We start from the raw sequence: 19,699 nt of genomic DNA, 5'->3' as shown, positions 1-19,699 counted from the left end.
CAATACGACAACCGGCCTTCAGGAGCCATTTATGCGCAGTATATTGAATATTCTTAACTTTGTTCTTGGTGGTGTATTTACCACACTAGGCTGGCTGCTGGCGACAGTCGTCACTGTGGTGCTGATTTTCACCCTGCCCCTCACTCGCTCCTGCTGGGAAATTACCAAGCTGTCTCTGTTTCCTTTTGGCAACGAAGCCGTCCACGTTGACATGCTTAATCCTGACGACCGCAGCTCGGTGAGAAACGCTGGCGGAACACTGCTGAACGTATTCTGGTTTATTTTCTTCGGCTGGTGGCTCTGCCTCTGCCACATTACGGCAGGTATTGCCCAGTGCCTGACGATCATCGGTATCCCGGTTGGTATTGCCAACTTCAAGATTGCCGTTATCGCCCTGTGGCCTGTCGGTCGCAGAGTCGTTCCCGTCGAAATGGCGCGCATGGCTCGCGTAGACAGCGTTAGACGCCAAATGCGCTCATAACGGCCTCAGGAGCTGATATCAATGACAGCACGGCAGGGACTACGTCGCTACTTTTACAACAGCCACTGGCTGTACGGTATACGCATCTTTATTGCTCTTAGCGGCACCGTATTTGTCCCTTGGTGGCTGGGAAACAGTTTGTTGACCATCCCTCTGACGCTGGGCGTCGTTGCCGCTGCGCTAACCGACTTAGACGATCGGTTAACGGGGCGGCTGCGCAACTTGATTATTACTCTACTGTGCTTTTTTATCGCTTCCGTCTCTATTGAAGTTTTATTTCCCTATCCTTGGCTATTCGCCCTTGGTCTGATGCTATCAACAGCGGGATTTATTCTGCTCGGCTCATTAGGTCAGCGATACGCTACGATTGCCTTTGGCGCCCTGCTTATTGCGATTTACACCATGCTCGGTGTATCGATGTATTCATCCTGGTACACTCAGCCTGCATTACTGCTTACCGGCGCTGTGTGGTATAACTTTCTTACGCTGCTGGGGCACATAATTCTTCCCATTCGCCCCCTTCAGGACAATCTGGCTCAGTGTTTTGAAAAACTGGCGGCCTACCTTGACGCGAAGGCTTCGCTGTTTGATCCAGATGAAGAGCAGCACTTTACTCGCCAGCTTATTCAAACCACTATGGTAAACGGCGAGCTAGTTAATACGCTAAACCAAACCAAAGCCTCTTTGTTGACTCGCCTAAAGGGAGACCGCGGTCAACGCAGTACGCGACAGATGCTGCACTACTACTTTATTGCTCAGGATATTCATGAAAGAGCAAGCTCTTCTCACGCGCAGTACCAGCAGCTTAGCAACACCCTTCGCTATACTGATATCCTGTTTCGCTTTCAGCGCTTGTTAACGCTACAGGCAAAATCGTGCCAGAGCCTGGCGCTCGCCATTCGCTACCACCAAAAATATGTCTATAACACCTATCAGACACAGGCGCTTTCCCATCTGGAAACCAGTCTGGGCAATCTGACTGCTAGTCGCACACTGCCCCATGGTCTGGCGCTTTCGCTGTCTCATTTGTTGGATAACCTGAAGTCGATAGATGCACAGTTAAGCAGCCTTGAAGCTGAACGCGGTACAAATGAACAAACGCCGCAGGACAGCGTTCTTGCTGACGATAAAATAACGGGCTTCAAAGACATCAAGGCGCGTTTTGTTCAACACTTAACTCCGCAGTCAACGCTGTTTCGTCACGCGGTAAGAATGTCTCTCGTTTTGTGCGTCGGATACGCCATCATTCAGTTTGCCCATCTTGAAAACGGTTACTGGATCATGCTCACCAGCCTGTTCGTCTGTCAGCCCAACTATAACGCGACAAAAACCCGCCTCACACTGCGGGTTGTCGGAACGCTGGCCGGTATTTTAATAGGACTCCCCATCCTCTATTTCGTCCCGTCGCAGGAAGGGCAGCTGATCCTTATCGTTATTAGCGGCGTACTGTTCTTTCTCTTTCGCAATGTGCGCTACGCCTACGCGACAATGTTCATTACTCTGCTCGTTCTGTTCTGCTTTAATCTGCTGGGTGAAGGCTTTCAAGTGGCTATTCCCCGCATTGTCGATACGTTGATAGGCTGCGCTATTGCCTGGGCCGCTGTTAGCTTTATTTGGCCAGACTGGAAGTTTCGCCATATCGCTACAGTGTTGGAAAAAGCGGTTAACGCCAACTGCCGCTATCTTGATGCCATACTGGAGCAGTACCACAGCGGCAAGAGCAACAGCGTTGATTACCGTATTGTTCGCCGTAACGCTCATAACTGCGATGCCGAGCTGGCTTCTGTGGTGTCTGGCATGGCTGCAGAACCGAAGCGCGATAACGTTTTAGTCGAGAGAGGCTTTCGCCTTCTTTGCTTAAACCACACCCTTCTTGGCTACATCTCTGCACTGGGTGCGCACAGGGAAAATCGAGCTGACAGCCCGGCTATTCTTAGCCTGCTTAATGATGCCGTTTGCTATATTGATAGCGCCCTACAGCGAGAAGTAGATGAAAGCGTGCTGGCTCAGCCATTGGAAAGTGTTACTCAACAAATAGCCTTAGCAAGCGCAGGTGATGATGATACGGCCCAGCTTATTGCTCAACAGTTGACTCTCATTGTTAATCTCCTGCCAGAGTTTACGACGTTAGCTAATGAAGTGACTAACAAAACGCCAACTCCGGCGGAGCCTTTATCCTCCAAAGAGTAACTATGGCTTGTAGCTTAATGCTCCTAGGGGAAGTTCTGTTTCTTTAGGGTCATCGTGCTGACTCAGCCCATCAATCAGCTCTTGACGAACCTCACAGGGCAACGCCGCCGCATGGCAGCCTAAAATAGCGCCTGCGAGGGAAAACAGCAGCGCTGTTTTGACGTCCTTCCTGATTTCTCTAATTTTGATAAACGTATTGAGAGCGCCTTCATTAATCAAGTCTTCAATACTTCGTATATTAACCGTGCGTAACAGACGCTCTGTCGCCAACGTCAGGTTGGGGAGATCTTTTAACCGCATCTGTTCTGGCCTGCTCTTATTCTTGCAGTCTGCCAGCGCAGCCGTAAGGGCATAAGAAAGAAAGCGCCTTAGCATGTCTTCACGTTGCCAAAGCGCTTGATGAACGTGATAGTACTTCATTAAAACAGGAATGCCTCTTTTGTTGTAGACGAACTGAGCCATTCCCTGATTAATAAACATCTGCTCCAGTTTACTGTTGGCTCTTAGATAGAATTTTCCCTCAGAGACCAGAGCAAACATAACGTTGTCCTTACAGATGCCATATCCACCAAACATCGACTGGGAACGTAAATCGCCAAAATCACGAAAGTACACGATGATGTCTCTGACGTACTGCCTCATTACATCTCTTTCCATATTATCCCTTCACTATTTTACGGTTTAAAGCCAGGTTTCATCATTCAACTAAGTCAAATTAGTTATCATAAGAAATTATTTACATTATTAACAATTACCAAATTTTCCTCAGAATTAATAGAGAGTTAATCTGCTGAGAATATTAAATTTGCGAGATATCGTGAAAATAGTTGATTTTCTTTAGTGATAAGAATACTGTACGGACATACAGTAAAGATTAAAGGAGCCTGCTATGTACACTACGTCAATCGTCGCCAATAATGCTTCAAATGCCCCTCTGCGTGAGCTAAACGCACACGCCAGTAAGGCTGTCAACTTGGTTAGCGAAATTGTGTACGATCCGCAAAACCCTTTTACACTCCACCTGTTAATGCCTTTTTTACAGCAGTTAGGGCAGCAAGAACGCTGGCAACTGTGGCTTTCTCCGGAGCGCCGCTTAAATCGGCACTGGATAAGCCGTTTAGGTCTATCAGAAAGAAAGAGCGTTTCACTACGTACTGCCTCCATTCAGGAAAGCGTTCAGACTCTGGAAAAAGCCCTACGCAGCGGAAATTTCAGTTCAGTCACTGCTTGGCTGCCCGCATTAAGCGTTGAAGACAGACAGCGTTTGGATCTAGCGGCAGAAGAAGGCGACTGCTACTGCTTCATTCTTCAACCGATGGCAACATACCGTAACAATATTTCTCACGATATCTTTGGCAATCACTGGCATTAATATTGGCCAATTGAGAGCACTAAACACACCGTTTTCGAATTAAATTTATAAAATGCAGCGATTCCCCATTTTTTATGAAGAAAATCAAACGGTGAGCAAATTGCGTTTAGGGGGTGGAAAAGGTGTCTACCGATTAATCCTAAGCTCCTCTCATCCCTTATAATGAAATGAGCACTAGAGAAAGAAACATAAGATAATAGTGCCCTCTAATTAAGAAACCCCTTTTTAATTTGCTAAGGAAAAGGCTGCTATTTGCTGCCTAAATAAGTCAATTTAATTGATGTTTCGACTTTCATCTTGGTATTAACCAGATGATTTATTAACGCTTTGAATATGCTTCTTTACCTAAACTAACATAACATTACATTTCTCTTCAGCTCAAGCACCCTATATCCCCACTCCAGCCTTAAGCACCGCACAAAATGCTCATAGATTCTCAGACGTTAAAAGTGGTGTGTTTAATATCGCCTCAAGTGTTACTGCAGGCTATTATTACGGGAGAAAACGCTTTCCTTTATTACACCGTATTTCATTCTATAAACAATGTTAATAAGAACGCTAAACAAGATATTTTTATGTTCTTTTAGTCTTCAAGACTTGTAACTTTTCTTACAAGCGGTAAACTTTAGCTTGATTAGGTTGCTTGTTATGGCTCCGGTTTTTCGATGCCAATCATGGAATGATAGCTGAATGTTAACGTCGAACCATTGTTCCGGGCCCGATAAGCGTACAACTGAATCACAACTAATTTAGATGATAACGAGGCGCAAAATGAAAAAGACAGCAATTGCATTAGCTGTGGCACTGGCCGGTTTCGCTACTGTAGCGCAAGCCGCCCCGCTGGATAATACTTGGTACACTGGTGCTAAAGTGGGTTGGTCTGACTACCACGACACTGGTTTCTACAACAAGTATGCTTCAGGCAACAACACTCATCCTAACCAGCTGGGCGCAGGTGCCTATGTTGGTTATCAGGTTAACCAGTATGTTGGCTTCGAATTCGGCTACGACTGGCTGGGTCGTATGACCTACCGTGGTGACGACAGCGCAGCTTACAAAGCGCAAGGCATTCAACTGTCTGCCAAGCTGAGCTACCCAATCATGAACGATCTGGATCTGTACACTCGTTTAGGCGCAATGGGCTGGCGCGGTGACAGAACTGCTCATCCAGCAGTTGGTGGTACCTACAAGGATCACGAAACTGGCGTTTCTCCGCTGGCAGCAGTTGGCGTTGAATATGCAATCACTCCTAGCATCGCAACTCGTCTGGACTACCAGTGGGTTAGCAACATCGGTGATGCAGACAGCGTCGGCGTTCGTCCGGACAACGGCATGCTGAGCCTGGGCGTTGCTTACCGCTTCGGTCAGACTAAAGCAGCTGCTCCTATCGCTGTTCCTGTAGTAGAAACCAAGCGCTTCACCCTGAAGTCTGACGTTCTGTTCGCTTTCAACAAGTCTACTCTGAAAGCTGAAGGCAAGCAGGCTCTGGATCAGCTGTACGGCGAACTGAGTTCAATCAAGCCTCAGGACGGTTCTATCGTGGTTCTTGGCTACACTGACCGCATCGGTTCAGAAAGCTACAACCAGAAGCTGTCTGAGCAGCGCGCTCACAGCGTTGTTAACTACCTGGTTAGCAAAGGCATCCCTGCAGACAAGATCTCCGCTCGTGGCGAAGGCAAGTCTAACCCAGTTACCGGTTCTACCTGTGATGGTATGAAGCGTGGCGCAGCTCTGATCGACTGCCTGGCTCCAGATCGTCGTGTAGAAATCGAAGTTACTGGCGCTAAAGACGTTGTAACTCAGGTTAAAGAAGTCGTTCAGTCAGCTAAATAAGACCGACTTTCTCTTGATGTAAAAAAACCCCGCTTCGGCGGGGTTTTTCTTTGGCTGTCACTTTTCTGACCGGCTGCTCAGTGCATGTAACGCAATACGTCAAAGAAGTATTAATTATCCTGTGACAGAATGGCTTTCAGATCCTGCTTAAGCAGAGACATCTGGCTGGCATACTGCTCTTTTCTTTCCGCATCTTCGATAAGCTGTACAATCGTTTCCGACAGGGTAATGCCCCTTCTTTGTGAAAGGGCTGACAGCCGCTGCCATACCAGAAACTCCAGATCGATAGACTTCTTGCGAGTATGCTGCTGTTCAGCGTTAAAGTGGCGTTTTCTCCGGGCTCGAATGGTCTGCTTAAGTCGGTTATCCAAATTAGGGTTAATATGTGCCTGAATCCACTCTAATACCTTGGTAGGCTCATTTTCCAGCCGTAGCAGCTCTTCAATAACCTCTTGCGCCGCGCTATACTCAACGTAGCGCGTAATTTCTTCACCTTCCCGGTGCTTTTTGACCAGATACTTCCACTTCCAGCCGCTTTCCAGATTGTCCAACTGCTGATATTTCATATCATAATAGCCCGTTTAGTGACCGCGTAACATTCGTAGCATAGCACTTTTTTTCACCATCACAACCCTAATGAGCCCCTTTCGTCACCTTTGATTTTAAACGCCTCTGAGGGAGTATGAACTCAGCCCGATTCTTGTATAATCTCGTTTTCTCTTTTACATAAAAGCAGCGACTATTTTGACGATTAATCAGCTTGAGTGGCAACAGCTGTTGCCGGACACTACGCCCTACGCCGGACTGTTTGCACAAGAGTACAGCAGCGAGCCTATCAACTTTTCAGCCATACAGCCCCGGCTGCATCGTGCTTTAGATGCCTTTTGCCACCAGCATGAAACCGCCTCTCCCTTTATGGTCGTTAAGGCAGTGGACAATCGCGCCTATCTGGCTTTGATTAATGACTGCATTGAAAAATTTCTCACGCCTCGCTTACAGACCTTTGGCAGCCGCTATGACATCCAGCAAAATGCTGTCACTCGCATTGATGCTGAAAGCCCAGAGGACAACTTTGCCGCGCATTCCCTCAGCCTCTATGAAGAATGGTTGGAGGCTGAACAGCTCTTTGGCTGCGTACGTCAGTGCGGTGATAGCTATACGCTGGTACCTGGCTTGGTTCACGAAGCTAACGGTGGCGTGCTTATTCTTTCTGTCAGAACGCTGCTGGCACAGCCCTACTTATGGCTGTGGCTAAAGCAAACTGTGCTCAGCAAACGCTTTCAGTGGCGCTCGACGGATGAAAACAAGCCATTGCCGCTTTCAATTCCTTCGATGCCTGTCGAGCTCAAAGTTATTTTAGTTGGCGATCGCTATGGCCTTGGCGCTTTACAAGAGCAGGAGCCTGAACTTATCGAACAGGCTCTGTATGCCGAATTTGAGGACGACCTTACCCTAAGTGACGAAGACGATGTCGCCAAGTGGTGCGATTACGTCACGCGCGTTGCCTGCCAATATAAGCTGCCCGAAGTCAGCGCAGACGCCTATCCGCTGCTTATCAAAGAGGGCGTAAGAAGAAGCGGCGATCAGGAAAGGCTGCCGCTGTGCCCACTGTTTATCAGCCAGCTTCTGTCGGACGCTGCGCGCTGGGCCTCACCTTCTATTACAGCCGAAGCGCTTATTCAGTCGCGGGAAGAAAAACGCTGGCGTGAAGGCTATCTGTCGGAAATGGTTCTGGACGATATCGATCTGGGCCAGGTGCATATTGATACTGAAGGCGCTGTCATTGGGCAAATTAACGGGTTGTCTGTTCTTGAATACCCCGGTCACCCACGCGCAATGGGTGAACCGTCGCGCATCAGCTGTGTCGTCCATATGGGCGACGGAGAAGTGACAGACATCGAACGTAAGTCGGAGCTCGGCGGCAATCTGCACGCCAAGGGCATTATGATTATGCAGGCATTTATTACTTCTGAACTGGCCGCCGACCAACAGTTTCCCTTCTCCAGCTCCATTGTTTTTGAGCAGTCTTACGGTGAAGTTGACGGAGACAGTGCATCGCTTGCAGGGCTATGCGCACTAATAAGCGCCCTTTCTCAGCTGCCAATAAGCCAGCAAATCGCCGTGACCGGCTCTGTCGATCAGTTTGGTAACGTGCAAACTATCGGCGGCATCAACGAAAAGGTTGAAGGATTTTTTGACGTGTGTAACGCCCGTGGTTTGACTGGCTCACAGGGAATTATTCTACCGCTGACCAACGTGCGTCACCTATGCCTAAAAGACGAAGTGGTTGAAGCCGTACAGCAAGGGAAATTTAATCTGTGGGCGGTTGAACACGTTCGCGATGCACTACCTCTGTTAACCGGCCTTCCTTACATTGATGAGAATGCGCCCTGCATATTAAGCGCGATTCAAGAGAGAATTGCTCAGGCCGGCGGTAGTGACCGTCATCGCCTGCCATGGCCTCTACGCTGGATTAATTGGTTTAATCGTGGCTGATCGGACTTGTTCAGCTTACATCTGTAAGCTAAACTCGTCGGCTATGTTTGTGGGTATACAGCCCGTTATCTACTAAAAAAATAAGGTTAGTCATTATGTTTGAGAAACGCGAATCCTATACCAAAGAAGACCTTTTAGCCTCTGGTCGCGGTGAACTTTTTGGCGCTGGTGGTCCTCCGCTCCCCGCTCCCAGCATGCTTATGATGGATCGCATTATCAAAATGACAGAAACCGGTGGCCAGTACGATAAGGGCTATGTTGAAGCCGAGCTGGATATCAATCCGGATCTGTGGTTCTTCGCCTGCCACTTTATTGGCGATCCCGTCATGCCAGGCTGCCTTGGCCTAGATGCTCTATGGCAGCTGGTTGGCTTCTATCTGGGCTGGCTGGGCGGTGAAGGTAAAGGCCGCGCGCTGGGCGTTGGCGAGGTCAAACTGACGGGCCAAGTTCTGCCGACAGCGAAAAAAGTGACCTACCGCCTCCACATGAAGCGTGTAGTTAACCGTCGCCTGATTATGGGCATGGCTGATGGCGAAGTGCTGGTTGACGGCCGTGTGATCTACACTGCCACCGACCTGAAGGTGGGGCTGTTTAAAGACACCAGCGCCTTCTAAGCGCAGGAAAAATAGAAAGAGGCGCTCAGGTTGGGCGCCTTTTGTTTTTTGGCTACCGCCTTTTCTACAATAATACATCAATCCACAGCCCTCGCTGTAAACGTAATTACCACGCTCAACAATAGACATACCCTCTAACAAGCCGCCATAATGACACCATCATTCAGATGCACGGAGTTATGATGAATCAGGAAAAACTCTATATCGAAAAAGAGCTAAGCTGGTTATCGTTTAATGAACGAGTTCTTCAGGAGGCTGCGGATAAAAGCAATCCGCTGATTGAGCGCATTCGCTTTTTGGGGATCTATTCAAGCAACCTGGATGAATTTTATAAAGTCCGCTTTGCCGACGTTAAGCGACGCATTCTGATTAAAGAGGAACAGGGCTCAGCGTCCAATTCCAAGCAGGTGTTGAAAAAAATCCAGAGCAAAGTATTAAAAACCGATCTGGAATTCGACAACCTGTACAACGAACTGCTGCTGGAAATGGCGCGAAACCAGATCTTTCTCATTAACGAGCGCCAGCTATCAGAGAACCAGCAGGTGTGGCTGCGGCACTACTTTAAGAATCACCTTCGCCAATTTATTACGCCAATCATCCTGACTAACGACACCGATCTGGTTTCATTTTTAAAAGACGACTTTACCTATCTGGCCGTCGAAATCATTATTAACGAAGAAAGAAAAGAGTATGCCCTGCTGGAAATTCCGTCGAATAAAGTCTCTCGCTTTATTACGCTGCCGCCTGAGCCCCCAAGACGCCGTAAACCGATGATCCTGCTGGACAACATTATTCGCCTTTGCCTGAATGACATCTTTAATGGCTTCTTTGACTACCAAATCCCTCGAAGCCTATTCCATGAAGATGACGCGCGACGCCGAATACGATTTGGTAAACGAAATGGAATCCAGCTGGCTTGAGCTGATGTCATCCAGCCTCAAACAGCGCCTCACCGCTGAACCCGTGCGCTTTGTGTATCAGCGGGACATGCCTAACGATATGGTGGAAATCCTACGCCACAAGCTAGGCATTTCCTCTTATGACTCCATTATTCCCGGCGGGCGTTACCACAACTTTAAAGACTTCATTAACTTTCCCAATGTGGGAAAAGACAACCTAGTGAACAAGCCGCTTCCCCGCCTGCGCCACACTTGGTTTAATCTGTTCCGCAACGGATTTGAAGCCATTAAAGAGCGCGACGTGCTGCTTTATTATCCCTATCACACCTTTGAACACGTGCTTGAACTGGTGCGCCAAGCCTCCTTTGACCCCAGCGTAATCGCGATAAAAATCAACATTTACCGCGTGGCTAAAGATTCTCGCATCGTAGAATCGATGATCAACGCCGCCCACAATGGCAAAAAAGTGACTGTTGTCGTTGAGCTACAGGCGCGATTTGATGAAGAGGCCAACATTCACTGGGCTAAGCGCCTAACGGAAGCGGGTGTGCACGTTATTTTCTCCGCACCTGGTCTCAAGATACACGCCAAGCTGTTTCTTATTTCCCGAATTGAAGAGGGGCAAATTGTTCGCTACGCCCACATCGGTACCGGCAACTTCAACGAGAAAACAGCCCGTCTCTATACTGACTTTTCACTCTTAACCGCTGACTCGAGGATCACCAACGAAGTCCGCCGTGTATTCAACTTTATAGAGAACCCCTATCGCCCTGTGAGCTTTGAGCATCTCTTAGTTTCTCCGCAAAACTCACGCCTGATGCTCAATAAGCATATCGATCGAGAGATTTCCTGCGCTCAGGCGGGTCTGGAAGCCGGGATTATCTTAAAAATTAATAACCTGGTAGATAAGGAACTTATCGACAGGCTGTATACCGCCTCCTGTGCTGGGGTCAAGATTCGCCTTATCGTCAGGGGCATGTGCGCCCTTGTACCCAACGTTCCCGGCGTCAGCGAGAATATTCAGGTTATTAGCATTGTCGATCGCTTTTTGGAGCACGCCCGCGTTTATATCTTTGAAAATCAGGGAGACAAGCAGGTTTTCATCTCATCCGCCGACTGGATGACGCGCAACATTGACTACCGCATCGAAGTCGGCGTAGCGATCCTCGATCCGGCGATCAAGCAGCGCGTTCTCGACATTATCGATCTACAGCTTTCCGATACGGTTAAGGCTCGCATCATTGATAAAGACTTAAGCAACGACTACGTTTCCCGCGGAAACCGCAGAAAAGTGCGCTCTCAAATAGCCATTTATGACTATCTAAAAGCGCAGGAAGAAGCCCAGACCGATACGCCAAGCGAGTAGACTCTCTATGCCTTTAACCGAAACTAACGCATCACAACAACAAGAAATTGCCGCTATCGATCTGGGGTCGAACAGCTTTCATATGGTTATTGCCCGAGTCGTTAACGGTGCGCTACAGGTTCTTGGTCGCCTGAAGCAGCGGGTACGACTCGCTGACGGGTTAGACAAAGATAACGTTCTGAGTGAAGAAGCGATGCTCCGCGGGCTTAACTGCCTTAGCCTGTTTGCCGAACGTCTGCAGGGTTTTCCCATTAATAGTGTACGCATTGTCGCAACGCACACTCTCCGGCAGGCGGTCAACAGTCAGGCATTTCTCGAACGCGCTAAAGAGATCCTACCTTACCCAATAGAAATCATCTCCGGGCAGGAAGAAGCGCGGCTTATCTTTATGGGGGTCGCCCATACACAGCCAGAAAAAGGCCGCAAGCTAGTTCTTGATATCGGCGGTGGCTCAACGGAAATGGTTATCGGTGAGGACTTCACCCCCCTTCTCGCCGAAAGCCGCCGCATGGGCTGTGTCAGCTTTTCTCGCCAGTTCTTTCCAGACGGTGAAATCAGCCAGCAGAACTTCAACAGAGCTCGGATTACTGCGGAACAAAAGCTGGAAAGCATGGCCTGGCAGTACAAAATTCACGGCTGGCAGTACGCCTTCGGTGCATCAGGCACCATCAAAGCGGTTCACAACGTCATCATTGAAGAAATGGGTGAGTCCGACGGCGTTATTACGCCGGAGCGGCTTGACTGGGTAATCAAGCAAACGCTGAAGTTCAAATCGTTTCGCTCACTCAAGCTGGCGGGGCTTTCTCCTGACCGTCAGGGCGTGTTTGTTGCCGGCTTGGCGATCCTGAGTGCTGTGTTCAACGCCCTGTCGCTCAAGGCGCTTCATTTGTCCGACGGCGCGCTTCGTGAAGGCGTTATTTATGAAATGGAGCATCATTTCAGACATCAGGATATTCGCAGCCGCACGGCTCTCAGCCTAGCGGAGCACTATAATATCGATCGCGATCAGGCCAATCGGGTTTTAAAGCTTACCAAAAACCTATATGCCCAGTGGCTTGAACAAAACCAGCAGTTGGCCGATCCCCAGCTAGAGGCACTGCTAAGCTGGGCCGCCATGCTGCACGAAGTTGGTCTCAGCATCAATTACAGTAACCTACAGCGGCATTCTGCCTATATTTTACAGAATACCAACCTGCCCGGTTTTAACCAGGAGCACCAGCTGCTGCTGGCTACGCTGGTGCGCTTTCACCGTAAAAGCATCAAGATTGACGATCTGCCGGACTTTAACCTGTTCAGACGACGTCAGGTCATTCCGGTGATTCAGCTGCTTCGTTTGGCCGTTCTGCTGAGCAACCAGCGGCGAGCAACAACAGAGCCGGACTATTTAACACTTAAAAGCGACGGTTTTCATATGACTCTGGTCTTCCCCCTCGACTATCTGGACACCAACAGTCTGGTACAGGCCGATTTGGAGCGGGAACAGGAATATTGGGAAGACGTCAGCGGCTGGAGCCTTATATTAGAAAGCGATAGCTAAGAGAAACGACAAAAAGCAAAACGCCGGCTATTAAGCCGACGTTTTGCTTTACTGTCTACGTCAATTAAAACTTATAGCCAACGCCGAACATAAACGCCCATGGGTCAAGGCGCGTATCAATGCTGTGGCGAGTGCGATTACCTGATGAGTCAGTAGAGGTGAAGTTCACATCAGTTTCAATGTTCATCCACCAAACGGATGCGTTAACCATCCAGTTTTTATCAACGTTATAGTCAAGACCAGCCTGCAGCGCTACGCCCCAAGAGTCATCAACGCTCAGGTTGCTCAGACCTGCGCCTTTACCTGTCTTGTTAAAGTCTTCGCTAAAGAAGGTCGTGTAGTTTACGCCAGCGCCCAGATAAGGACGCCACTGGCTCTCTTTAGAACCAAAGTAGTATTGCAGCATCAGTGAAGGCGGCAGGTGCTTCACTGTAGCGATAGTACCAACCTTACCCACACCGACGTCGTGCTGGAACGGCGTCGCGCCCAGCAGTTCAATACCGATGTTGTCGGTAATCATATAGCCAAACGTTAAGCCAAGCTGCGTGTCGTTATTAACGTTAAATGAGCCTAAGCCTAATACGTTGTCAGAACCTTCATTCGGTCTAACCGTTACAGAACCCGCACGGAACAGGAATTCACCGGCCTCGTGCGCCAGAGTGACAGAGGGAGCCAACATTGCAGCCACTAAACATGCCAAAGGTAATGCTTTTACTTTCATTATCCATATTCCTTTTAAGGTTTTTCATGTTCAGGAAATATACCTCCTTGGTAGTAAAATAGATCCAACCAAGATCACACTTCATGACAAAAATTGACAATTGAGGAAGTTTTTCAATTACCTGCAATGTGTTGCTATTGATCCAAATCAAAAACAGCCAAAAATCGATAATATTGAGCATTAAATAACCACTTGTAGCTATCAGGAGACCAAGAGCATGGAGTAAATAATAGTTATCCAAAAATAGGAAAGGCTATCTGAAAAACACCTAACAAAGACGAGTGGTAAGATAGCTAAGGCAAAAAGACACACTCGCGGTACAATAGCCTCTAATTTACGTACCTATTTATACCGCTAACAGGAGACAGTATGCCCATCACGGCCAATTCCCTTTTCCGTGACAGCCTGAATTTTATTCGCTATCAGCTTTCCAGCTTTATCATGCTGGCTTTACTGGCTTCGTTTATTTTCTATTTATTGATACAGGCAACCGCTCCCGACGTCACTCAGCTTCATCAGCTGATTATTCAATCAGTGGGCAGCGCACAGCTCAGTGCAGAAGAACTTCAGACTTCACTAAAGAGTTTAAGCCTTGAGCAACAGCAGGAAATCGTTCGTATGGCGGTTCCTCTATTCGGCTCTATTGCGCTTAGCGTTTTTCTTAGCGATCTGATTTTGGTCGCTGGAGTGATTACTTTGACGATTCAGGTATCTCAAGGAATGCGTACCAGCGCGCTCAGGGCTATTGGTTCCTCAGCAACCTCACTACCCACTCTGATGATCCTCACCGCTGCAGCCTACTTGCTGATCCTGTTTGGAATGTCTATCTACCTACTTCCCGGCATTTTTTTCGCCTTTGTGCTGGTGCTTTCTCCTATTGTTTTATTAGAAAGCAAAAAAGGCCTGATTTACGCTATCACAACCAGTTGGACTTTGGCGTTTGCCCACGTGCGTCTGGTACTGCCGATGCTGCTGTTCACTCTGTCTGCCAAATTCATTCTCTTTGCGTTTACGGTTAACGCCTCTTCTGTCTCGCCAACTCTGGCGGTACTTTTGATGACGGCTATCAGCAATATGCTTACTGCATTTATGTTTGTATATCTGTTTCGCCTCTATATGCAGAATCGGTAACGCAATAAAGCCGGCAAACGCCGGCTTTATTGTTATGAGCTAAAACGCACCAGATTCTGTTTACAGCGTATCCGATACCGCCTCATCTACACTTTCCTTGCTTTGAATAAGCTTTAATGCGAGATACAGGTCGGGCACCAGCAGCATATCCTCTTCTTTATGAGCCGGACGATTGTCTTTAAACCAGCGCGTAAGCTCGGTTCTCCGCCCTGCCAGCACCAGTTTTACCTGCCGGTTCTTTAGGTCTCGTTTTAGCTCATCAATTGAAGCTAAAACGCTGATGTCCGCATAGGTAAAGCTCGCAACAGCGTCAATCACCACCCAACGAGGCTGGAACGGCGTGCTGTCCACTAAGTTCAGAATGCGGCGCTTAAAGTAGGCGACGTTAAAGTAGGTGAGCGGTGAGTTAAATCGGTACATCATCACCCCCGGCACAGCCTTTACTTCGCTATTATTGCCTAAAGAGTGGATCATGCCGTCGTCATTCACACCCAACAGCTGTTCTGTTGGGCGGAACACCGTGCGAAGAAACTGCAACAGCCCCAGCAGCACCGCTAGGCCGATTCCCTGTATCACACCGATCATCAAAACGCAGATAAAGGTAAAGCTCGCCAGCCAAAACGCCGAACGGTTACGCCGCCGAAGGTGCCAGATGCCCTTCAAATCCATCAGCGACCAGGCGGAAAATACCAGCACAACACCTAATGCAGAAACGGGAATATATTGCAGGGGCTGAGTAAAAAACAGCACGATAATTGCGATAACCAGCGCGGCAATAATAGAAACCAGCTGGCTCTTGCCGCCGTTAGCATCGTTAACTGCCGTACGGGAATCCGCCCCGCTGATGGCAAATCCCTGAGACAGGCCGGACATAATGTTCGCCATGCCCAACGCGCGAAACTCGGCATCAGCGTCAATGTCATAGCCGTTCTTGGCGGCAAAGCTGCGCGCAGTCAGCATAAGACTAACAAAGCTTATCAGAGCCAGGTTAAGCGCAGGGATCACCAATTCTCGCATTAGCCCTGGCTGAAAGCTGTGCCAGTCAACCATGGGCAGTACACCGTCAAGCCCAGAGTTACCAAGAGTTTCGATCCCGTAGTTCTGAAGTGAACCGCCCCATGATAAAGCCGTCGCAATGGCTATTGCCAACAGCGGTGCAGGCCACTGACGACGAAACGTTCTAATCACTATCAGCAGCAACAGCGTTAGAGCTGACATGCCCACAGTGAACAGGTGACTGTCCAAGATCAAAAACGGCAGCGCAATAATCTTCTCAATAAGCTCGCTAGGCTGGAGAGTAATACCCAGTATTTTGGCTATCTGCCCTACCATGATGGTTACGGCAACGCCGTTGAGCAGCCCGGTCAGAATGGGTTGGGAAAGCAGATCCGCCAGCGCACCCAGTCGGAACTTACTGGCCAGCAGGCACCAGCCGCCCATCATCAGTGTCATGATAACGGTCAGCTGCCACTGCATTGACGAATCGCCCGCCGCCAAAGGTGTTACTACCGCAGCAATAACCGCACAGGTGGTCGCATCGGGGCCAACAATCAGTTGGCGAGACGAACCAAAAAACGCATAGGCAATCATCGGCAGGATGCAGGAATACAGGCCGACAATCGCCCCTAGATTGGCCAATTCAGAATAGGCAATAGCCACCGGCAGAGCGACAGCCGCCACAGACAGCCCCGCCTGAATATCGGGTTTTAACCAGGCCCTATCGTAAGCAAGCAGATTGGCCAATCCGGGCATCCACTTTAAAAATACGCGCGAAAACATACTGTTTTTAACCTCTGAAGTTGGCTCATCCCATCTGCCGAACTCACTTCATATACCTGATTATGCCGACAAAATATTGCACTATCATACCCGATCACATCAAAACCGCACGGCATAAAAACGCTAATGAAAGAGCGCGTTACCTACCCCAATCCATAGTTAGGACGCTACGCTTTCAGTCGAGCCTAGCGAGAGTACACAGACTGAGCCAAATCAGGTATAGTTTGACACTTGCTTATTGATGAGACGCGTTATGAAGCAGTTACTTGATTTTCTACCCTTGGTTGTCTTTTTTGGTTTCTATAAGTTTTACGACATTCTTACCGCCACCAAAGCGCTGATTGTCGCCACAGCAATTGCTGTTATCTACAGTCTAATCAAATATCGCAAGGTTGAGAAAATGATGCTGGTCACGTTCGTGATGGTGCTTATTTTCGGAACCCTGACAATTAAATATAACTCTACTGAGTTTATTAAATGGAAAGTCACCGTTATTTATGGGCTATTTGCCGGTGGTTTTCTATTTAGCCAGCTGGTGCTTAAAAAAATCGTCATTAAAAGCATGCTGGGCAAAGAAATTTCGCTTCCAGACGCGGTTTGGTCACGCCTGAATATTTCCTGGGCGCTATTTTTCCTTTTTTGCGGCCTGCTAAACGTTTATATTGCCTTTTGGCACTCTCTGGACGCCTGGATGAATTTTAAGGTTTTTGGCCTTACGGGATTGACCTTCGCCTTTACGCTGTTAAGTGGAGTTTATATCTATCGCCACATGGCAGAAAAGGAAAAGGGCGATACCAACACGCCTGAATAAGCGCAAAGAGAATCTCTCTTTTTAGCGCAACATCAGGGGAAATCGCCTAGCGACGCAATCACCCTACTAATTAACTAATAAAATAGAAAAACGTATGAGTACAAAAAGCCGCTCTCCTCGTGGAGAGCTCGTTTTGAGAACGCTGGCGATGCCAGCCGATACCAATGCCAACGGCGATATCTTCGGCGGCTGGATTATGTCGCAGATGGACATCGGTGGCGCAATCCTCGCTAAAGAAATAGCTCAGGGTCGAGTCGTCACCGTTGCCGTTGACGCGATTACGTTCTTAAAGCCCGTTTCCGTTGGTGATGTAGTCTGCTGCTATGCCCACTGCGCCCGTACCGGTAAAAGCTCAATGACTGTCAATATGGAAATCTGGGTGAAGAAAGTGTCTTCAGAGCCTATTGGGCAGCGCTACTGCGTCACAGAAGCAGTATTTACCTATGTGGCAGTCACTGACGATGGACGGTCGCGCTCACTGCCGGAAGGAAAGAGAAACTACACGGCGGAATAGCCCTCAGACACTCACCACCATATCGCATAAAGGCCGCAGAAGCGGCCTTTTGTATTGAGAATCCCCCATTAGCCCCCTTGGAGCTGGGCGCCGCCGTTTATTCTGAAGATAATAGTCATTTTCTTATCTTTGGCAGCAACGGCGTATAGCGCCATTTTTTCAGCGCATCGCGAACTTCCCGCTCAAACATGTTGGGCGGCGTTGAAGAGAGGAAACGCACGTTTTCAACTCTGCCGCTGTCGCTGACATCAAACAGAATAACCACCTGGCCTTCAATCCGGCGATCGAAAGCCTGTTTGGGGTAACCAGGCTGAGTCTGCTTCAGCGCCTTCGAGCCCATGGATGTAGAGGCTCCCTGCGATGACACAGGGCCGCTGGCGACGGCACTTGCATTCGGTGCTGCAACGGGTGCAGTTGCCGGTTTTGAGACCTCCGCACGCTGGGCGGTTTCATCCACCTTTTCTTTCTTCACCTGCTTTTTCGGCTTAGGCTTTGGTTTAGGCTTGGGCTTCTCAACTGGCTTAGGCGGTTCCGGTGCTGGCTTAGGTTCCGGAATAGGCGCTGGTTCAGGGATAGGCTCAGGCTCGGGAAGCGGTTCGGGTTCAGGTATCGGTTCTGGAACGGGCTCCGGTTCTGGAGTTGGTTCAGTAGTCGTTTCTGGCTCGCTGGCGGTTTGAGCTGCCGTCGTTTCTTCACTCTGCTGTGGCGCAGCAAACATAGCGGGATTGACCATAACAACGTTCATGGGTGCCGACTGCTCTTCTTCTGGTAAAACAACGCTTTCCTGTATAGAAGCGAAAACAATCCCACCAAGCAGAGAGGCGTGAAGACAAACCGAAAACGTTATAGGCCATGAAAAACGGCGCGCTAGAAAGAAACTTTTCAAAAAAGAGCCACTTCAGTGTTTAGCAATAGGGGCGATAGGGTTCGATTCTAAATGAAAATGGTAATGATATTCAATATCAAATTAGCAACGCATCCTGCAGTAAATGCCGTACAGATACTCACTGGCTCAACGGTTTTCATTTAACAATCGGTACGTTATAAGATAAAAATTAGCATTGATGTCGTGACGAAAATCCCCTAACGTTAGTGCCGAACAGACAGTGCACATTAAAAATGAGGCATTGTTCACGCCACAGCTAACCGTCTGTTAAAGATTACATCGACCGATCTACCCCCTACTGAGGATAATAACGTGCTATATCTCATCTATGCCGAAGACGTTGAAAATACACTGCAACAGCGCCTGGCCGCGCGCCCTGCTCATTTGGCACGCCTGCAGCAGTTAAGGGATGAAAACCGCCTTATCGTTGCCGGGCCCAATCCCGTTGCCGATAGCGAAGAAGTTGGCAGCGCCGGTTTCTCCGGCTCAGTGATTATCGCCGAATTCCCCAGCCTGTCAGACGCCAAAGCCTGGGCTGACAAAGATCCCTACATTGAAGCGGGCGTGTACAAAAACGTGACAATCAAACCGTTCAAGCGCGCTTTCTAACTCATAAAAAGGGGCTTATCAAGAGCCCCTAATCATTCACTCGCGTTCCTCTGCGTCCCTCATCACGTATAGCTGAGCACTAGCAGCAAAGAACGGCGCTGACGGCCAAGCTCTTTTTCTGTCCTGATATGATGAATTCGGCTGTTTCTCCTTGACTGCCCTTCCAACCAACGGTGACGGCGACGCTGTGCCTGGCGAAGCATGCGCCAGCGCCCCACTTCAGTCCTGGATCTGTGCATAGTAATAAAAAAGTCCGAGAAAGCTAACGAATGCCTATTGTAACGCATTCGCCATCAGGATCAGTCGATTTTTGCTCAAGCGGCCTATACAGTTTGTGTCATAAGCAGAAACATGCAGACTCCCTGTTTCTGTCGTTAATCTCAACCGCCCAAAAGTGCCGTTCATAATAAGAAGACTCAAACTTGTGTTATTCTTCATAGCGGTGTGAGCTTTTATCCTA

The 19,699-nt window shown here is 48.7% G+C and carries 17 protein-coding genes and 1 pseudogene; 12 read left to right on the top strand and 6 right to left on the bottom strand.

The genetic code is table 11. The features are described 5' to 3' along the window. The first annotated feature begins 31 nt into the window (after nucleotides 1-31). Nucleotides 32-481, top strand: a complete 450-nt coding sequence (locus DQM29_RS07240) for a YccF domain-containing protein (RefSeq protein WP_111740064.1) — start codon at nucleotides 32-34, stop codon at nucleotides 479-481. Between the two features lie 21 nt (nucleotides 482-502). Further along, nucleotides 503-2,671, top strand: a complete 2,169-nt coding sequence (gene yccS, locus DQM29_RS07235) for a YccS family putative transporter (RefSeq protein ID WP_111740063.1) — start codon at nucleotides 503-505, stop codon at nucleotides 2,669-2,671. Here the strand turns inward: yccS and DQM29_RS07230 are convergent, their stop codons facing one another. Then, entirely contained in the window at nucleotides 2,672-3,328 is a 657-nt protein-coding gene (locus DQM29_RS07230) for a TfoX/Sxy family DNA transformation protein (protein WP_111740062.1), read from the bottom strand. A 232-nt stretch (nucleotides 3,329-3,560) separates the two neighbouring features. Here DQM29_RS07230 and sulA point away from each other — a divergent pair, with 232 nt between their 5' ends. Beyond that, nucleotides 3,561-4,043: an SOS-induced cell division inhibitor SulA gene (sulA, locus tag DQM29_RS07225; protein ID WP_111740061.1), complete on the top strand. Its 483-nt coding sequence runs from the start codon at nucleotides 3,561-3,563 to the stop codon at nucleotides 4,041-4,043. A 771-nt stretch (nucleotides 4,044-4,814) separates the two neighbouring features. Further along, the gene (gene ompA / locus DQM29_RS07220; RefSeq protein WP_111740060.1) at nucleotides 4,815-5,876 is read left to right on the top strand and encodes a porin OmpA; all 1,062 of its coding nucleotides are present in this window, start codon (nucleotides 4,815-4,817) and stop codon (nucleotides 5,874-5,876) included. Between the two features lie 110 nt (nucleotides 5,877-5,986). Here the strand turns inward: ompA and matP are convergent, their stop codons facing one another. Continuing rightward, complete coding sequence (matP, locus tag DQM29_RS07215; RefSeq protein ID WP_111740059.1) at nucleotides 5,987-6,442, bottom strand: macrodomain Ter protein MatP; 456 nt, start codon at nucleotides 6,440-6,442, stop codon at nucleotides 5,987-5,989. A 178-nt stretch (nucleotides 6,443-6,620) separates the two neighbouring features. On the opposite strand from matP, the gene DQM29_RS07210 reads away from it, so the two are divergent. The 4 genes and pseudogenes from DQM29_RS07210 to ppx all read left to right on the top strand — a co-directional run bounded on the left by DQM29_RS07210 (nucleotide 6,621) and on the right by ppx (nucleotide 12,788). Beyond that, nucleotides 6,621-8,372: an AAA family ATPase gene (locus DQM29_RS07210; protein ID WP_111740058.1), complete on the top strand. Its 1,752-nt coding sequence runs from the start codon at nucleotides 6,621-6,623 to the stop codon at nucleotides 8,370-8,372. A gap of 95 nt (nucleotides 8,373-8,467) precedes the next feature. Next, entirely contained in the window at nucleotides 8,468-8,986 is a 519-nt protein-coding gene (gene fabA, locus DQM29_RS07205; RefSeq protein ID WP_111740057.1) for a bifunctional 3-hydroxydecanoyl-ACP dehydratase/trans-2-decenoyl-ACP isomerase, read from the top strand. 182 nt (nucleotides 8,987-9,168) lie between these two features. Then, a pseudogene (gene ppk1 / locus DQM29_RS07200) lies at nucleotides 9,169-11,251 on the top strand (polyphosphate kinase 1). A gap of 7 nt (nucleotides 11,252-11,258) precedes the next feature. Beyond that, entirely contained in the window at nucleotides 11,259-12,788 is a 1,530-nt protein-coding gene (ppx, locus tag DQM29_RS07195; RefSeq protein ID WP_111740056.1) for an exopolyphosphatase, read from the top strand. Nucleotides 12,789-12,852: 64 nt separating this feature from the next. Here ppx and ompW read toward each other — a convergent pair whose 3' ends face one another. Continuing rightward, a complete protein-coding gene (ompW, locus tag DQM29_RS07190) occupies nucleotides 12,853-13,509 on the bottom strand; it encodes an outer membrane protein OmpW (RefSeq protein ID WP_111740055.1) in 657 nt (218 codons plus the stop codon). 369 nt (nucleotides 13,510-13,878) lie between these two features. Here ompW and DQM29_RS07185 point away from each other — a divergent pair, with 369 nt between their 5' ends. After that, nucleotides 13,879-14,640, top strand: a complete 762-nt coding sequence (locus DQM29_RS07185) for a YciC family protein (protein WP_111740054.1) — start codon at nucleotides 13,879-13,881, stop codon at nucleotides 14,638-14,640. Between the two features lie 60 nt (nucleotides 14,641-14,700). Here the strand turns inward: DQM29_RS07185 and DQM29_RS07180 are convergent, their stop codons facing one another. Then, nucleotides 14,701-16,419: a SulP family inorganic anion transporter gene (locus DQM29_RS07180; protein WP_111740053.1), complete on the bottom strand. Its 1,719-nt coding sequence runs from the start codon at nucleotides 16,417-16,419 to the stop codon at nucleotides 14,701-14,703. A 253-nt stretch (nucleotides 16,420-16,672) separates the two neighbouring features. Here DQM29_RS07180 and DQM29_RS07175 point away from each other — a divergent pair, with 253 nt between their 5' ends. Continuing rightward, nucleotides 16,673-17,230: a septation protein A gene (locus tag DQM29_RS07175; protein WP_111740052.1), complete on the top strand. Its 558-nt coding sequence runs from the start codon at nucleotides 16,673-16,675 to the stop codon at nucleotides 17,228-17,230. 94 nt (nucleotides 17,231-17,324) lie between these two features. Further along, nucleotides 17,325-17,744 carry an acyl-CoA thioester hydrolase YciA gene (gene yciA, locus DQM29_RS07170; protein WP_111740051.1) on the top strand — a complete coding sequence of 140 codons (420 nt, stop codon included), beginning with the start codon at nucleotides 17,325-17,327 and terminating at the stop codon, nucleotides 17,742-17,744. A gap of 115 nt (nucleotides 17,745-17,859) precedes the next feature. Here yciA and DQM29_RS07165 read toward each other — a convergent pair whose 3' ends face one another. Continuing rightward, nucleotides 17,860-18,489: a TonB family protein gene (locus DQM29_RS07165; protein ID WP_232054873.1), complete on the bottom strand. Its 630-nt coding sequence runs from the start codon at nucleotides 18,487-18,489 to the stop codon at nucleotides 17,860-17,862. 453 nt (nucleotides 18,490-18,942) lie between these two features. Between DQM29_RS07165 and DQM29_RS07160 the strand changes: the two genes are divergently transcribed. After that, nucleotides 18,943-19,239: a YciI family protein gene (locus tag DQM29_RS07160; protein WP_111740050.1), complete on the top strand. Its 297-nt coding sequence runs from the start codon at nucleotides 18,943-18,945 to the stop codon at nucleotides 19,237-19,239. Nucleotides 19,240-19,301: 62 nt separating this feature from the next. On the opposite strand, the gene DQM29_RS18100 is transcribed toward DQM29_RS07160, so the two are convergent. After that, the gene (locus tag DQM29_RS18100; protein WP_145960343.1) at nucleotides 19,302-19,478 is read right to left on the bottom strand and encodes a YciY family protein; all 177 of its coding nucleotides are present in this window, start codon (nucleotides 19,476-19,478) and stop codon (nucleotides 19,302-19,304) included. Between the last annotated feature and the right edge of the window lie 221 nt (nucleotides 19,479-19,699).

Source organism: Leminorella richardii, assembly GCF_900478135.1.
GTDB classification, from domain to species: domain Bacteria; phylum Pseudomonadota; class Gammaproteobacteria; order Enterobacterales; family Enterobacteriaceae; genus Leminorella; species Leminorella richardii.
This window is presented reverse-complemented; position numbering and strand designations above follow the sequence as displayed.

Bases quoted from the DNA above. Each gene is read 5' to 3' on its own strand.
- DQM29_RS07240 (WP_111740064.1), top strand. From the start codon at position 32: ATGCGCAGTATATTGAATATTCTTAACTTTGTTCTTGGTGGTGTATTT.
- yccS (WP_111740063.1), top strand. From the start codon at position 503: ATGACAGCACGGCAGGGACTACGTCGCTACTTTTACAACAGCCACTGG.
- DQM29_RS07230 (WP_111740062.1), bottom strand. From the start codon at position 3,328: ATGGAAAGAGATGTAATGAGGCAGTACGTCAGAGACATCATCGTGTAC.
- sulA (WP_111740061.1), top strand. From the start codon at position 3,561: ATGTACACTACGTCAATCGTCGCCAATAATGCTTCAAATGCCCCTCTG.
- ompA (WP_111740060.1), top strand. From the start codon at position 4,815: ATGAAAAAGACAGCAATTGCATTAGCTGTGGCACTGGCCGGTTTCGCT.
- matP (WP_111740059.1), bottom strand. From the start codon at position 6,442: ATGAAATATCAGCAGTTGGACAATCTGGAAAGCGGCTGGAAGTGGAAG.
- fabA (WP_111740057.1), top strand. From the start codon at position 8,468: ATGTTTGAGAAACGCGAATCCTATACCAAAGAAGACCTTTTAGCCTCT.
- ppx (WP_111740056.1), top strand. From the start codon at position 11,259: ATGCCTTTAACCGAAACTAACGCATCACAACAACAAGAAATTGCCGCT.
- ompW (WP_111740055.1), bottom strand. From the start codon at position 13,509: ATGAAAGTAAAAGCATTACCTTTGGCATGTTTAGTGGCTGCAATGTTG.
- DQM29_RS07185 (WP_111740054.1), top strand. From the start codon at position 13,879: ATGCCCATCACGGCCAATTCCCTTTTCCGTGACAGCCTGAATTTTATT.
- DQM29_RS07180 (WP_111740053.1), bottom strand. From the start codon at position 16,419: ATGTTTTCGCGCGTATTTTTAAAGTGGATGCCCGGATTGGCCAATCTG.
- DQM29_RS07175 (WP_111740052.1), top strand. From the start codon at position 16,673: ATGAAGCAGTTACTTGATTTTCTACCCTTGGTTGTCTTTTTTGGTTTC.
- yciA (WP_111740051.1), top strand. From the start codon at position 17,325: ATGAGTACAAAAAGCCGCTCTCCTCGTGGAGAGCTCGTTTTGAGAACG.
- DQM29_RS07165 (WP_232054873.1), bottom strand. From the start codon at position 18,489: ATGAACGTTGTTATGGTCAATCCCGCTATGTTTGCTGCGCCACAGCAG.
- DQM29_RS18100 (WP_145960343.1), bottom strand. From the start codon at position 19,478: ATGCACAGATCCAGGACTGAAGTGGGGCGCTGGCGCATGCTTCGCCAG.